Source organism: Marinifilum sp. D714, from assembly GCF_030851345.1.
Taxonomy (GTDB): Bacteria; Bacteroidota; Bacteroidia; order Bacteroidales; family Marinifilaceae; genus Marinifilum.
Genome location: NZ_JALPNU010000014.1, coordinates 81,155 through 97,246, shown reverse-complemented (window position 1 = coordinate 97,246; position 16,092 = coordinate 81,155). Strand labels below are relative to the sequence as shown.

Genomic DNA, 16,092 nt, shown 5'->3' with positions numbered 1-16,092 from the left:
TTTTAGAGGTGTGAGGGAAATTGAGTTTTTCCTATTCAGACTTTCTAAAATTTATGCTTGAAACATACACTCCCCTCAAGTTTTCATCTTGATCCAGAATAAAGGCATTAACTAGAAAATATATAAAAACAAAAAACCTCATCTGCATAAGCAAATGAGGTTTTATTCGAATTTTCCAGAGGTCTCTGGCGGATTCGAACCGCCGTAGACGGTTTTGCAGACCGCTGCCTAGCCACTCGGCCAAGAGACCCTATCTCCCTTAAAGGCGTTGCAAAGATATAAATTTCTGTTTTACCTATGCAAACTTTTTGCTAGCTTTTGTAACAAAAATTTCACGCCCAAAATGCAAAGTTAGCATTATCAATGGCTTAACGGCTCAGCGTAAGGCTAACTTTTTCTATTTGTCCACCCATTGGCGGGTTCATTTTCGATACTTTTACCGTTGCATGCTGCAATTCTGGGAAGTTTTCGTACAACATATCCAAAATTCGCTGGCAAACATGCTCCAACAAATGCGATTTAATTTGCAGTTGCTCCTTAATTTTTTCGTAGGCACGCTGGTAGTTTAAAGCATCGCCAATGTAATCGCTTTGGGCAGCCTTTGTTTCATCGTACTCCATGCGTACATACACGGTGAATTTGTTCCCTACAATCTGCTCCTCTTTAAAACATCCGTGATAGGCATAAAACTCCATGCCTTCCAATTCGATAATTCCCATTGTATTTGTTGTTGATATTCTGGGGCGAAAATAGAAATTAAATTACGAATTACGAAAGAGGAATTACGAGTATTGAAATTTAACTACTACAAACTTTGAATAAATTCGTCATTCGTAATTCTTAAATCGTAATTGATTTTAGCGTATTTTATCTACTTTTGTTTTTTCGTTTTCAAACAGGTACAGATGTAAAGAATTATTGTAAATTTATGTTTGTGCATTTCGAAACGAAAAGCAAGGCAGGATTCAATCGAATCCGAGGCAAATCATTGTATCATTTTAAATTGAAAAACATGGATAACAAAACTGTAAAGGAAGAGAGTGCTAACGAAAAATCTCTGAATTTTATCCAACAGATCATCGAGGAAGATCTGCAAAACAATGTAAATGATGGAAGAGTACACACCCGATTCCCACCAGAACCAAATGGGTATCTTCACATCGGTCACGCAAAGGCAATTTGCCTAAACTTTAGCCTTGCCCAACAATACCAGGGAAAATGTAATTTACGATTCGACGATACCAACCCGGTTAAGGAAGACACAGAGTATGTTGAATCCATTATGGAAGACATCAAATGGTTGGGTTTCCAATGGGATGGCGAGCCACATTATACTTCTGATTATTTCGATCAGTTATACGATTGGGCAGTTCAGTTAATCAAAGATGGCAAAGCCTATGTTGATGATCAGACTGCTGAGCAAATTGCAGAGCAAAAGGGAACACCAACAGTTCCGGGAACCGAAAGTCCTTTCCGTAACCGTAGCGTTGAAGAAAACCTTGATTTATTCGCAAGAATGAAGAATGGTGAGTACAAGGATGGAGAAAAAGTATTGCGTGCTAAAATTGATATGGCTTCACCAAACATGCACATGCGCGATCCGTTGATGTATCGTATTTTGCATGCGCATCATCACCGTACTGGCGACAAGTGGTGCATTTACCCAATGTACGACTATGCTCACGGCGAGTCGGATTATATCGAGGGAATTACTCACTCAATCTGTACATTGGAATTCGAAGTTCACCGTCCGCTTTACGAATGGTTTATCGATAACATTACTGATACCGAATACAGACCTAAGCAGCGCGAATTTGCTCGCTTAAACTTAAGCTACACCGTAATGAGTAAGCGTAAGTTATTGGAATTGGTTACCGATGGTCATGTAAATGGATGGGACGATCCACGAATGCCAACCGTTTCTGGTTTGCGTCGTAGAGGTTATACTCCGGCTGCAATTCGCAACTTTGCCGATACCATTGGTGTGGCAAAACGTAACAATGTAATTGATGTTTCTTTATTGGAGTTCTGTGTTCGAGAAGATTTGAACAAAACTGCAACTCGTGTAATGGGTGTGTTGGATCCTGTAAAATTGGTAATTACCAACTATCCTGAAGGAGAAGAAGAATGGTTGACCATTGATAACAATCCGGAAGATGAGAATGCAGGAACTCGTGAAATTCCATTCTCGCGCGAATTGTATATCGAGCGCAACGACTTTATGGAAGATGCACCACGCAAATTCTTTAGAATGACTCCGGGTCGCGAGGTTCGTTTAAAGGCTGGTTACATTGTAATGTGCGAAAAAGCGGTGTATGATGCTGATGGAAACATCACCGAAATTCACTGTACATACGATCCAAAATCGAAAAGTGGTAGTGGAACAGAAGAGAGCAAACGTAAAGTAAAAGGTACGCTTCACTGGGTATCTGCAAAACATGCAGCTAAAGCTGAAGTTCGTTTGTACGATCGTTTGTTCAACGACGAAGCTCCTGACGGACACAAGGACAAAGATTTCAAGGATTTCATCAATCCTGATTCATTGCAGATTTTGAAAGAGTGTTACGTTGAACCATGCTTGAAAGATGCTAAGGCTGAAGATCACTTCCAGTTTACACGTTTGGGATACTTCTCGGTTGATAAGGATACCAATGCTGATCAATTGATCTTTAACCGTACGGTTTCACTAAAAGATTCTTGGGCAAAATCACAGAAGAAGAAATAAACTTTTAATTATTTAGATTCACACTTTCAGTGAGAATCTAAAACCAAAATACTTAAACCTGTTGGGATTTTCCTGACAGGTTTTTTTATATCAATACTCCCTGGGTTAAAACCCGGGGCAATTCATGGGGCAATTGATATTTGTACAAATTTGAATTGACAATTTTATAATATCAAGTGTAATTTATAATATTTTTGTTTTGTTCAGCAATATGCATTTCATAAATTTGCGGCCTCATTAACTATAATCACATCAGATGCAAAAAATACAATTCCCCGTTAACTTTGAATTCAAAGTTTCTACCATTGCCAACGACTTTACGGCTACCGATGCCGATGGCAAAATATTAGCTTACGTTCGCCAGAAAATGTTCAAGCTTAAAGAGGACATTCAGATTTATAGCGACGAAACACGCACAAAGCAAAACTATAGCATTAAAGCCGACAAGTGGTTAGATTTTTCTACTGCCTATAAGTTCTTGGATGAAGATCAAAAAGAATTTGGTAAGGTAGTTCGTAAGGGCTGGAAATCCATTTGGAAAGCGGAGTACAAAATATTTAACGGAAGTGAACATGAGAAATACAATATTCGCGAAGAAAATGGCTGGATCAAAGTATTAGATTCAATACTATCACAAGTGCCTGTATTGGGTATTCTTACTGGTTACCTGTTCAATCCATCTTACATTGTGAAAGATCAGGATGAACAAGAAATTATTCGCTTGAAAAAGATGCCTTCCTTCTTTGGTCGTAGATTCGAGTTGACGAAATTGGGAGAAATGGATGAGGAAGATGATGACAGAATCATGTTAAGCCTTATGATGATGATTCTTTTGGAAAGACGCAGAGGCTAAATCACATTATACTAAAAGAAAAGGGCTGTCAATTCAAGATTGACAGCCCTTCTTTATATCTAATATCAATGATTTATTTTTTGATATTCTCCATTGCAAAATCCAAACGAGCAATGGTTTCTTCTTTTCCAAGGATTTCGATGATATCGAACATGTGAGGGCCTTTACCTGCACCAACCATAGCCAAACGGAATGGGTTCATCACTTTTCCAAAGCCAATTTCCTTCGATGTGATCCATTCTTTAACTACTTCCTCTGTATTTGCTGATGAGAAGTCTTCAATACCTTCCAAAATGCCTTTTAATTCAGTCATCAATTCTGGAGTATCAGCTTTCCATCCTTTTTTCACTGTCTTGGCATCGTACTCTTTTGGAGCTTCGAAGAAGAAATTCACCTGATCCCAAAGTTCAGCGATAAAATCTACACGATCCTTCACCATTCCACATACGCGATTCACAACAGATTGATCAGCTTCAATACCTCTTGCTTTTAATACCTCTTCGGTAAATAAGCTACCAATCTCCTCATCTGATTTCTTTACCAAATATTGGCGATTGTACCATTTGGTTTTCTCAGGGTCAAACTTCGCACCAGACTTGTTCACACGATCCAATGAGAATGCCTGAGAAAGCTCGTCCATTGAGAAGATTTCCTGCTCAGTTCCTGGGTTCCAACCCAAGAAAGCCAACATGTTTACGAAAGCTTCCGGGAAATATCCATCTTCGCGGTATCCTGAAGAAATGTCATTGCTTTTTGGATCGGTCCACAACAATGGAAATACAGGGAAACCTAACTTATCGCCATCGCGCTTGCTTAATTTTCCTTTACCAACTGGCTTTAAAATTAAGGGCAAGTGTGCGAATTTAGGCATATCTTCACCCCATCCTAGTTGTCTGTAAAGCAACACGTGCAATGGCATCGATGGCAACCATTCCTCACCACGAATTACGTGAGAAATCTTCATCAAATAGTCATCCACCACATTTGCCAGGTGATAAGTTGGCATTCCATCCGACTTGAACAATACTTTATCATCCAAAGTAGATGTATTGAATACTACATGACCACGAATTTCATCATCCATGTGTAATTCTTCACCAACAGGCATTTTAAAACGAACTACATATGCTTCACCCGCTTCAATCTTTCTTTGAACCTCTTCGGCAGGCAATGCCAATGAGTTGTTCAAATTTTCACGAGTTTCGTAATTGTATATAAAAGTCTTCTTTTCTTCTTCGCACTTCTTACGGATAGCATCCAACTCCTCTGGAGTATCAAATGCATAATAAGCATCACCCGAAGCAATCAACTGATCGGCATACTCACGATACATTGGCTTACGTTCTGACTGACGATAAGGACCATATTCTCCACCTACGGTAGCTCCCTCATCAAGTGTAATTCCACACCATTTTAGTGCTTCTACAATATAATCTTCAGCTCCTGGAACATATCTTGTTTGATCGGTATCCTCAATACGCAACAAAAATTCACCATTGTGCTTTCTCGCAAATAAATAGTTAAATAAGGCTGTTCTTACACCACCCATATGCAACGGTCCGGTCGGACTTGGTGCAAATCGAACTCTGACTTTCTTTTCGCTCATTTTTATATCCGTTAATTTCGCAGCAAAGATAAGAAAATGGAAAAAGAAATTTATTGTAGAAAATTAAGAAACTGCTTAAAATTAAATAAATCGGGCAATCACATCCTTTAGGCCGTTAATATCAATAGGTTTTGTTACAAAATCATCGCAGCCGGCAGCCATAATCTCTTCGTATGCTTCTCCATAGTGGTAAGCAGTTTGCGCAATTACAGGAATTTTCTGATTTAATTTCTTGATGTTTCGAGTAGCATCATATCCATTCATTACTGGCATTTGCATGTCCATTAATACCAAATCTATTTCAGGATTGGACTCGAAAATACGAATGGCTTCTTCCCCATCTCTGGCTCTAATTAAGCGAGCATTGGTATCTGTAAGCACTTCTTCCAGAAAGATATAGTTAAAATCTTCATCTTCTGCCACAAGTAACACTTTACCTTCCCAATTGTATTCAGAGGAAAAATTCATATGCTGTATCTTCTTATTTATTAGTTAAATAATTGTCTTATACCAAAGTTAGAATATTTTATGATAAGACAAAAAAAATCCGAATCTAATATGAATTTTTTTATACCTAATGTAAAGAAAAAGGGCTTCTCAACGAAAAGCCCTAACAACAGAAATAAATTTAAACAGTCGTATGTCAATTTCTTGAACTCACCATTGTTGACATTGGAATCAACTTTATATTTATAAGTTTTAAAACTGAAATCTAAACTGATTGAAACAAAAATAAGACTTTTTACTTACAATACAATCTTTTTAAAACATTTTTACTTATAAATCAAAACAAATGCCATTTACACCCATTAAAACATGACAAAAATAAAGGAGTCTTTAAAAGACTCCTTTATTTAAAAGTGGTTTGTTATTTATAAAATTATTTATCCGCATTTGGATGTCCCACAAGACTGGCAAATTAAACACCCCTCTTGGTAAATAATATGGTCTGAACCACAATCAGCACATTTCATACCTTTGGCTTTGGTTCCATTTGGAATGTATTTTTTAAGTGCACGTTCAACACCATTTTTCCAAGTATTGATATTTTCACTATCCAACTGAAGACCAGAAACAAGATTTACAACTTGTTCAATTGGCATACCATGACGCAATACACCTGAAATCAATTTCGCATAGTTCCAGAATTCCTTATCAAATTTGTAAGATAAACCTTCGAACGTGGTTTTGAATCCTCGCTTGTTACAGAACTGGAAGTCGTAACGGGTATTCCCCTCGTCATCCTTTCTTTTAATGATAATACCCTTATTTACTGATTTTGGCAGCAAAATACCTTCTTCATCATCTGCAATACCGGTAAAAATTTCGTAAGGATGTCCTTTATACAAACCGATAAAGGCAATCCATTTTTCTTTGTTATTTTGGAAACGAACAACCTCTGCTTCCAATTCAGCAGGACGTTTTTCAGGTACAACCTTAGTGTCATCCTCATTCTTATCATTAGAGATCAATACACCCGAACGAGATCCATCACGGTATACAGTACAACCTTTACAACCGCTCTTCCAAGCTTCAACATACAAATCACCAACCAATGATTCTGGCACATCTGAAGGCAAGTTTACAGTTACACTAATCGAGTGATCAACCCATTTCTGCACTCTACCTTGCATACGGACTTTCTGTACCCAATCCACATCATTCGAAGTTGCCTTATAGTATGGTGATTTTTTCACCAACTCATCAATTTCCTCGTTTGTAAAGTGTTGAGCTGCGTTAATTCCAATTGCTTCCATCCAAGTCACAAACTTGTGGTGGAATACCACAAATTCTTCCCAGCTGTCACCTACCTCATCAATAAAGTCAACTCTTACGTCTTTATCGTTAGGGTTTACTTTTCTTCTACGCTTGTAAACAGGCATAAATACCGGCTCGATACCAGAAGTTGTTTGAGTCATCAAACTTGTAGTTCCAGTTGGTGCAATGGTCAAACATGCGATATTTCTACGACCATATTTTTGCATGTCTGCATAAAGACTCTCATCAGCCTCTTTCAAGCGCAAAATAAATGGGTTTTTACTTTCTCTCTTGATGTCAAAAATATCAAAAGCACCACGATCTTTAGCCAAATAAACTGAAGAACGATAAGCCTCAACTGCAATGGTTTTGTGAACTTCAACTGAGAAATCAATAGCTTCATCACTACCATAACGCATTCCAAGAGCAGCAATCATATCTCCTTCGGCAGTAATACCAACACCAGTTCTTCTACCTTCGTTCGCTTTTGTTTTGATATTTTGCCAAAGTTCTTTTTCTACTCTCTTAATGTTATCTCCTTCCGGATCAGCATCGATCTTTTCGATAATTGCATCAATTTTCTCCAATTCCAAATCGATGATATCATCCATAATTCTTTGCGCAAGAGCCACATGCTTCTTGAACAAATCGAAATTAAATTTCGCTTTTTCAGTGAACGGATTCTCAACATAGCTGTACAAGTTAATTGCCAACAAACGACAGCTATCATAAGGACACAAAGGAATCTCTCCGCAAGGATTTGTAGAAACCGTTCTGTAACCCAAGTCAGCATAACAATCAGGTACCGATTCATTTTCAATGGTATCCCAGAATAAGATTCCTGGCTCTGCAGATTTCCAGGCATTGTGAACAATTTTGTTCCAAAGCTTTCCTGCATCTATATCTTTTTTATAGGTTGGATTTTCTGAATTGATAGGATATTGTTGGGTATATGGTTTACCATCCAATACCGCCTGCATAAATTCATCGTGAATTTTTACAGAAACATTTGCTCCAGTAACCTTCCCCTGCTCCATTTTAGCATCAATAAACTCTTCCGAATCTGGGTGCTTAACAGAAACACTCAACATCAAAGCTCCACGACGACCGTCTTGTGCAACCTCTCTTGTTGAGTTTGAATAACGCTCCATGAATGGAACAACACCCGTTGAGGTTAATGCAGAATTTTTAACCGGTGAACCTTTAGGACGAATGTGAGATAAATCGTGTCCAACTCCACCTCTACGTTTCATCAATTGAACTTGTTCCTGATCAATCTTCATGATTCCACCATATGAATCGGAATCACCATCGTTACCAATCACAAAACAGTTAGACAAAGATGCAATTTGGAATTTGTTACCAATTCCTGACATAGGGCTTCCTTGTGGAACGATATATTTAAAGTCCTTAAGTACGGCGAAAATTTCCTTTTCGCTTAACGGATTCGGATAACGCTTTTCAATTCTTGCAATTTCACTTGCAATTCTGTGATGCATATCATCCGGGGTCTTTTCATAAATATTTCCAAACGAATCCTTCAGTGCGTACTTGTTCAGCCAAACACGTGCTGCCAATTCGTCTCCATTAAAATATTTAAAAGACGCTTGAAAGGCTTCTTCAGGGTTGAAAGTCTCTTTCATTTTTTCTCCTTGTTGTTGCTTCTCTTTAACTTCCATTCAGGTTCTCAAAAAAGTGGTTCTTACTGCGAATAACTTGTCTCTATATATCAGCAAAATGACCGGCTTCACCCGGTCCATTTTTGTAATATGCAAGTTACACAAAGCACCCTTACCGAACAACAACAAAATCTTTTTTTATTGAAAAGTTATCCACAAAAACATGTTAATTTATTGATTTAGAATCATTTAAATTTTTCGTTTTTTTAAAAAGTTGTCCAAAAAGAAAAACTTATATCTCTTCTCAGATAGTAAAACTTCTCGATTTAAACAAATCCGTTCATCACCATTTTAAGGCTATTTATAAAAATAGAACGTCAAAAACGTGGCACCCCCAATAAAACCTAGGTATTCAAAAAAGACAATAAATCAGAACTGAATTTCCGATAAAATTTTATCGCTAGCTCCACGCATTCTATCTACGTAATTTTTAGATTGAAGGCCTGAACAATTTCTTTTTTCTGAATTTTCATAGAAGATATCGAGAAGATTTTTCAATTCAGAATAGTTTTCATAAGATTTTGAAGCGCCTATTTCAATAAGATCTTTTGCTTCCTGAAATTTGTGGTAATTTGGTCCAAATATCACGGGTAATCCAAAGGTAGCTGCTTCCAAAGTGTTGTGAATACCTCTTCCAAATCCCCCTCCGATATAGGAAACCGTACCATATCGATATAAAGAAGACAAAACACCAATACAATCAATTACCAATACTTCTGCTGTATCAATTTCTTCTTTTGTTGCCTTGGTATATCTCACCCATGTTTTTTGAATTTTAGAAGTGATGTTGTTGATATGATCTTCATCCACTTCATGTGCAGCAATAATATATTTGTAAGAATTTTTAGTCTCATTTAAATATTTGATGATATTCTCTTCATCTTTTGGCCAGGTGCTGCCTGCAATAAGAACCTCCTTACCCTGTGCAAAGCCTTCCACCTTTGGCAAAGTTTTAGATCTAGTTGCAATTGTATATACACGATCGAATCGGGTATCACCAGTAAGAGTTACATTCGAAAGACCAATACCATTTAATAAATCAACCGATTCCTGGTTTTGCACAAACAAATGGGTAAATGCACTTAACATTCTCCTATGAAAACCTCCATATCCTTTAAAAAACAATTGATCTGGTCTGAAAATCGTAGAGAAAATATAAGTTGGCACATTTCTTCTCTTCAACTCTTTAAGATAGTGATGCCAAAACTCATACTTGATAAAAAATGCCATTTTTGGATTTACGATATCCATAAAACGTTTTGCATTTCTTGCAAAATCTGGTGGCAAATAGAAGATATAATCCGCTCCTTCGTAATTTTTTCGAACTTCATAACCCGACGGAGAAAAGAATGTTAGTAAAATTTTACTGTTTGGATATTTCTCCTTGAAACTCTCAATAACAGGTCTTCCTTGCTCAAATTCTCCCAATGAGGCAGAATGAAACCAAATAATATCTTCTTCGCCATGTATTGCCTTTTGAAGCTTTGTAAATACATTCTTTCTTCCAACAACCCATTGCTTGGCTTTGGGGTTAAAAAATGCAGCAATTCTTATTAAAAGAACATACAATCGAATAGACAGGTTATAAAAAAAAACCATATTTGAAAAAAATTAATGTTTAACGGAACAGCTTCGCTATATTTATTCTATGCAAAACTAATAATTTTAAAGATCAGATTTCGTTATTAAGGAAGCGAATCATTTAATGCCTAAAGTCAGTTTAAAGAAAATCTTCTATTGAAACTTCGGATTCTCATCATATTACTTCTTTGTTTCGGTCTTAAGCAGATCGGATTCTCTCAAAACAATCTAAGATCGAAAAGAATTTTAGCCAATAGAGATACCATACAGCTAGACTCCTTAATTATTTTACCATCTACAGTAAAACTATTCCATAATACGAAAGAAATACAAAAGGATTGGTATCAAATTAATTCTGCAAAAGGAGAACTGATCAGCAGTCCAAAACTAAAGGAAATCAACGATTCAATCCTCGTTACATATAGAATTTACAATTACAATATCCGTAAGCCAATATACACGAGAGACATCTCCCAAATTAATTTGGCAGGAGATGCAAGACCCAGAGCATTTTCAACTGTAAGAGATTATAGCAACAGAGGCATTCTTAACGACAGCCAGTTACAAAAGCAAGGGAATTACTCAAGAGGCATTTCATATGGAAACAATCAGGATGTAGTCACCAACTCTAATCTAAACCTTCAGTTATCGGGTAAATTGAGTGATGATGTTAACATTCTAGCAGCCATTTCCGACAATAATATCCCTATTCAACCCGATGGGAATACACAATCCATTCAGGATTTTGACAGAATCTTTATCAAGCTTTTTGACGATACCAAGGAACTTACTCTTGGTGATTATGAAATAGAATCGCAGGAAGGAAACTTTATGCGCTTTTATAAAAAAGTACAAGGAGGGAAGTTTTCTGGTTTGATCAGCAAAAAAAAGAATGGCAATGAGTTAAAATCAACAATTAGTGCTTCAATCGCCAAAGGAAAATTTAGGAGAATGGAAATTACAGGATCGGAAGGAATTCAAGGTCCATACCGATTAACTGGTGTGAATAATGAAAGCTTTATTGTAGTTCTGGCGGGTTCGGAAAAAGTATTTGTAAATGGCAAAAAGTTAATGCGCGGAGAAAACTACGATTATGTGATCAATTACAACACTGCAGAATTGAGTTTTACCACCCAACAACCAATAACAAGAAACTCTCGAATAGTTGTGGAGTTTGAATATTCTGAAGAAAACTATTCTCGTTACCTGATTTTTAATGCCAATGAGTACAAAACCAAGAATGGAAAAATTTGGTTTAATATTTATCATGAGCAGGATAGTAAAAATCAACCCTTGGATCAAACCTTAAGCCAGGAAGACAAAAAACTATTAAGCAATATTGGTGATAATCTTGATTTAGCCATAGTTCCTAACGAAGAGGTGGTGGAATATTCCAATGATTTTGTTCTGTACCGAAAAATTTCCAAAACTGTGGGCAAAGCAACTTACTCTGTATACGAATACTCTACCCTACCAGAAGAAGCAATATACAGGGTAAATTTCTCTTTTGTTGGAAGCAATGGAGGGAATTACATTCAGATTAATAGCATAGCCAATGGTAGAGTTTATCAATGGGTTGATCCAATAGATGGAGTCGCACAAGGTGATTATGCTCCCGTATCGAAATTGATCACTCCACAAAAGCAACAAATGCTTAGCCTAGGTGCCGATTACAAACTATCACAAACATTCAATTCGAGATTTGAAATTGCCTTAAGCAATAAAGATTTAAATACATTTTCTTCCATTAATGATGGCGACAATCAAGGAATTGCAGCAGAATTTTCCTTGGCTAAAAAGACTTTAATCGCTGACACAACTAAATTTTTGAATACTCAGCTCAACATGCATTTTATTCAAAAAAACTTTGAGCAAATAGAGAATTTTAGGTCGGTTGAATTCAATAGAGATTGGAATATTGAAGAAAGTTCCAATAAAAACAACGAAAACCACATTGCCCTGCTGAATCAATTCAACAATGCAAATTGGGGTTCAATTACTCATAATATATCTGTACTAAAAAGAGAATCTGATTACAAAGGTGTTAATCAAAATTTAAACTTAGCTTATCAGAAGAACAGGTATTCTATACAGTTCAATGGTAATTTATTACATACGGATCAGAAAAACCTGGAAAGCAAATTTTATCGACATACATTGAATGCTGCGTACTCAACAAAAATTGCCAAAATCGGACTTGAAACGGAGAATGAAAACAATCAAATTGAAAATTCTGAAAGCAAAAATCTATTGGCGAGCAGTTTCTCCTTTTATTCTTACAAATTCTATATCGAAAATCAGGATTCTACAAAAAATCATTTTCAATTCTATTACCGCAAACGAAAAGATTTTCTTCCATTAGATAATGAATTGAAAACCCAAAGTGAATCGGAAGATTTTGGGGGTAAAATCTGGCTGAAAAAGAACAGGAAGCAGCAATTAAAAATTGAAAGTATTTACCGACGATTAAAGATCAGTGACAACGCTATTGGCAAGGAAAAACCGGAAAACACATTTCTGGGAAAGCTGGAACATCAAGCTAAAGTAAAAAAAGGATTACTGCAAACTTCTACTTACTACGAATTGGGTTCTGGATTAGAAAGCGAAAAGGAATTTTCATATGTTGAAGTGAATGATGGAAGAGGTGTTTATCGCTGGACCGATTACAACAACAATGATGTAAAGGAGCTTAATGAATTCGAAATCGCCTCCTTTAAAGATGAAGCCAACTACATTAGAATCGCTACCAATACGAACAATTACAATAAAGTTTATACCAGCGATTTTAGACAAATATTTAATTTCCGTTTTAAGCGTTTAAAAACAAAGTCGAGTATTGGTTCGTTCATTTCCCGATTTAGCAACCGTTTTGCTTATCGTCTTTCTAAAAAAAGCTTGAAAAATGATTTTAATCTTTATGCCAATCCATTACAATCGCATGCTTCCAACGAGAATTTAATTACTGTAAATTCTAGCTTTCAGAATACTTTTTCATACCGAAAACCTAAATCAAAAACCAATTGGGATATTATTCATTTAAGCAGTAGAAACAAACAATTGCTTACACAAGGATTTGAAAGACGAAAATTAGAACAGAACGGATTCCGTTACAATTGGAACATCGGCAAGTCGAGTCAAATTTCAAATCGTATAGATTTAGGCACAAAAAGCCTTTATCAGGAAGGATTTACCAACCAAAACTATCGCTTAAAAGAGATCAAAAACGAGCTCCAATTAAAATTCCAAACCAGTCTTGTATTTCAATTTGGCCTAAGCTACAACTATCAGCAAAAAGATAACAAATTAGCTACTGAAGAATCAAAAACTCACAACCTGGGTGCCAATTGTCAATATGCACTAACTAAAACTGGTAAACTTCAGGCTGCAATCAACTTCCTAAATCTGAAATACAATTCTGATTCAAATACTTCAATCGCCTACGAAATGTTGGAAGGATTTTTGCCAGGCAACAACTCAACCTGGAATCTTGCATACAACCAACAATTATCTAAAGTATTTCAAATGAATATTTCCTATAATGGGCGTCAGAGCGAAGGGGGAAAAACCATACATGTAGGAAGCATGGAATTGAGAGCTTATTTTTAATTTAACTCAATTCTGCAATTATCTTTCAACTTAAAAATGTAATTTTAGCTGTTGGCTAAAAAAAGAATTCATGACAGATCAGATTAGAATTGTAGTAAGCGATTTAGATGGAACCTTGTTACCATCAATGGGTGAGGTTAGTGCTAGAAACTACAAATGCTTGCAACAACTTAAGGAATCGGGAATTATAAGAGTGATTGCCACAGGACGAACTTTATATTCTGCAATGGCTGTTTTACCTGATGATTTTCCTATTGATTACCTGATTTTCTCTTCTGGTGCAGGAATCATGGATTGGAAAAGTAAGGAATTGATCTACTCTCAGCAAATTGAAGCAAATGAAGTCCTGGAACTTTCCAAAATCTTGGTTGGTCATGAAATTGATTTTATGATTCTGGACCCAATCCCAAACAATCATCAATTTTGGTATTATAAAACGGGAAATAAAAATTCAGATTTCGACAGAAGATTAAATCTTTACAAACAATTTTCTACACCTGTTGGTAACATTCAAGACACAAAGCGCGATGCTTGCCAAATTTTAGCAATTCTGCCAAACAAAGAAGAGTGGTTTGAAGAATTAAAAACCAAGTTTGACGACATTAAAATCATTCGCGCCACCTCACCTCTTGATCATGAATCCATTTGGATGGAAATTTTCCCCTTACACATTTCAAAAGGACATGGTTGCGAATGGTTATGTGAGAAACTTGATATCAACGCTGAAGATTCTTTTGTAATAGGCAATGATTATAATGACATTGATCTTTTAGAATGGGGAAAGCACAGTTATGTAGTTGAAAATGCACCTCATGAATTAAAAGACAAATATCAGGTAACTGAAAATGTAATTAAGGATGGTTTTGCTATAGCCATACAGAAAGTTTTAAGTGAATGTTCTGTAAAAAACAACGCTTAAACACCTACATTGCTGCCAACAACAAATCAATATCTTTGGCAAGGATTCCAAAAGTATCTCCTAACCTTCTATTGGTTAAAATACCACGATACACATATGCACCTTTACGAAGCCCCAAATCATTTTTAATGAATTTGTGAACCCCCCCATTCTGTCCTATATTCAGCAATAATGGAGCACAAATATTGCTTAATGCCAATGATGCTGTTCGGGCCACATGCGATGGTACATTAGGAACACAATAGTGAAGTACACCATATTTCTTGTAAACTGGATCTTTGTGATTGGTCATCATAGAAGTCTCAAAACATCCTCCCTGATCAATGCTCAAATCGAGAATTATTGATCCTGGTTTCATTTTTTCAACCATTTCTTCAGTTACCATGTATCCAGAATATTCTCTCCCATGTCTCAAAGCACCAATTACCACATCAGCTGAAGCCAATGCTTTTTCGAGTACATTGGGATGTAGAATCGATGTAAATACCCTATGTCCCAAATGATCTTCCAATCTGCGTAAGCGATAAATGGAATCATCAAATACCTTTACCATGGCTCCTAAGCCAAGAGCTGATCGAGTAGCATATTCTGCTACGGTGCCTGCGCCCAGTATCACTACCTCGGTTGGAGTAATTCCGGTAATTCCTCCCAACATTACCCCTTTTCCACCATGTGCCTTACTTAAATATTCTCCAGCAATCATAATTGATGAAATACCTGCAATCTCTGCCATCGATCTTACAACCGGATAAAAGTTATCTTGGTCTTTAACCAATTCCAAGGCAATCGCAGTTACTTTTTTCTGCATGAGCTTGCGAACATTATCACCACATTGACTTTTGATTTGCAGAGCCGAAAATAAGATCTGATTACCACGCAACATATCGATTTCGGCACTTGAAAATGGCGATACCTGCATAACGGTGTCACATTGATATACTTCTTTCTTTTCAAGAACAATACGTGCACCATTTTCGCTATATTCCTTATCGGTATAATTTGAAGCCAAACCAGCTCCTCGCTCAAGAACCACCTCATGGCCATTGTTTACCAACAATTCCACTGATTGTGGAGTAAGACAAACACGATTTTCACCTCGATATTCCTCCTTAGGTATACCAATAACCAATTGTTTGCGTCGGCGTTCTAATTCCAACATTTCTTCCTTAGGCTGATAGAATTCATGACCTAGTGGGAAGTTCTTTGATCCTTCACTTAACGGCGCCATATGCTATATTGTAATATTATACCAATTAAATTCCAAAATAATAAAGGTATAATGCCGATAGATATTTAAAGAGCAATTACAAACAGAGTGAAGTTATTGATCAATTTAAACACTATTCGGTATTAAATGGAATACTT

The 16,092-nt window shown here is 36.5% G+C and carries 10 protein-coding genes and 1 tRNA gene; 4 read left to right on the top strand and 7 right to left on the bottom strand.

The annotated features are described in order from the left end of the window. Nucleotides 1-179 precede the first annotated feature (179 nt). Nucleotides 180-250: transfer RNA gene (locus M0051_RS13450), tRNA-Cys, on the bottom strand. Nucleotides 251-368: 118 nt separating this feature from the next. Then, nucleotides 369-719 carry a dihydroneopterin aldolase gene (folB, locus tag M0051_RS13445; RefSeq protein ID WP_054719635.1) on the bottom strand — a complete coding sequence of 117 codons (351 nt, stop codon included), beginning with the start codon at nucleotides 717-719 and terminating at the stop codon, nucleotides 369-371. A gap of 293 nt (nucleotides 720-1,012) precedes the next feature. Here folB and M0051_RS13440 point away from each other — a divergent pair, with 293 nt between their 5' ends. Together M0051_RS13440 and M0051_RS13435 are read left to right on the top strand one after the other, a co-directional pair. Next, entirely contained in the window at nucleotides 1,013-2,725 is a 1,713-nt protein-coding gene (locus M0051_RS13440; protein ID WP_306742031.1) for a glutamine--tRNA ligase/YqeY domain fusion protein, read from the top strand. 256 nt (nucleotides 2,726-2,981) lie between these two features. Further along, nucleotides 2,982-3,578 carry a hypothetical protein gene (locus tag M0051_RS13435; protein ID WP_306742030.1) on the top strand — a complete coding sequence of 199 codons (597 nt, stop codon included), beginning with the start codon at nucleotides 2,982-2,984 and terminating at the stop codon, nucleotides 3,576-3,578. A 73-nt stretch (nucleotides 3,579-3,651) separates the two neighbouring features. On the opposite strand, the gene gltX is transcribed toward M0051_RS13435, so the two are convergent. The 4 genes from gltX to M0051_RS13415 form a co-directional block, all read right to left on the bottom strand. Then, nucleotides 3,652-5,184, bottom strand: coding sequence for a glutamate--tRNA ligase (gene gltX, locus M0051_RS13430; RefSeq protein ID WP_306742029.1), 1,533 nt, complete (start codon nucleotides 5,182-5,184; stop codon nucleotides 3,652-3,654). A gap of 81 nt (nucleotides 5,185-5,265) precedes the next feature. Further along, nucleotides 5,266-5,652: a response regulator gene (locus M0051_RS13425; RefSeq protein WP_306742028.1), complete on the bottom strand. Its 387-nt coding sequence runs from the start codon at nucleotides 5,650-5,652 to the stop codon at nucleotides 5,266-5,268. A gap of 416 nt (nucleotides 5,653-6,068) precedes the next feature. Next, entirely contained in the window at nucleotides 6,069-8,621 is a 2,553-nt protein-coding gene (locus tag M0051_RS13420) for an adenosylcobalamin-dependent ribonucleoside-diphosphate reductase (protein WP_306742027.1), read from the bottom strand. A 369-nt stretch (nucleotides 8,622-8,990) separates the two neighbouring features. After that, entirely contained in the window at nucleotides 8,991-10,220 is a 1,230-nt protein-coding gene (locus M0051_RS13415) for a 3-deoxy-D-manno-octulosonic acid transferase (RefSeq protein WP_306742026.1), read from the bottom strand. A 138-nt stretch (nucleotides 10,221-10,358) separates the two neighbouring features. On the opposite strand from M0051_RS13415, the gene M0051_RS13410 reads away from it, so the two are divergent. Together M0051_RS13410 and M0051_RS13405 are read left to right on the top strand one after the other, a co-directional pair. Beyond that, on the top strand, nucleotides 10,359-13,808 hold the full coding sequence (locus tag M0051_RS13410; protein ID WP_306742025.1) for a hypothetical protein: 3,450 nt from the start codon (nucleotides 10,359-10,361) through the stop codon (nucleotides 13,806-13,808). Nucleotides 13,809-13,878: 70 nt separating this feature from the next. Next, on the top strand, nucleotides 13,879-14,727 hold the full coding sequence (locus M0051_RS13405; RefSeq protein ID WP_306742024.1) for an HAD family hydrolase: 849 nt from the start codon (nucleotides 13,879-13,881) through the stop codon (nucleotides 14,725-14,727). Nucleotides 14,728-14,731: 4 nt separating this feature from the next. Here M0051_RS13405 and M0051_RS13400 read toward each other — a convergent pair whose 3' ends face one another. Then, a complete protein-coding gene (locus tag M0051_RS13400) occupies nucleotides 14,732-15,955 on the bottom strand; it encodes an alanine dehydrogenase (protein ID WP_306742023.1) in 1,224 nt (407 codons plus the stop codon). Nucleotides 15,956-16,092 lie beyond the last annotated feature (137 nt).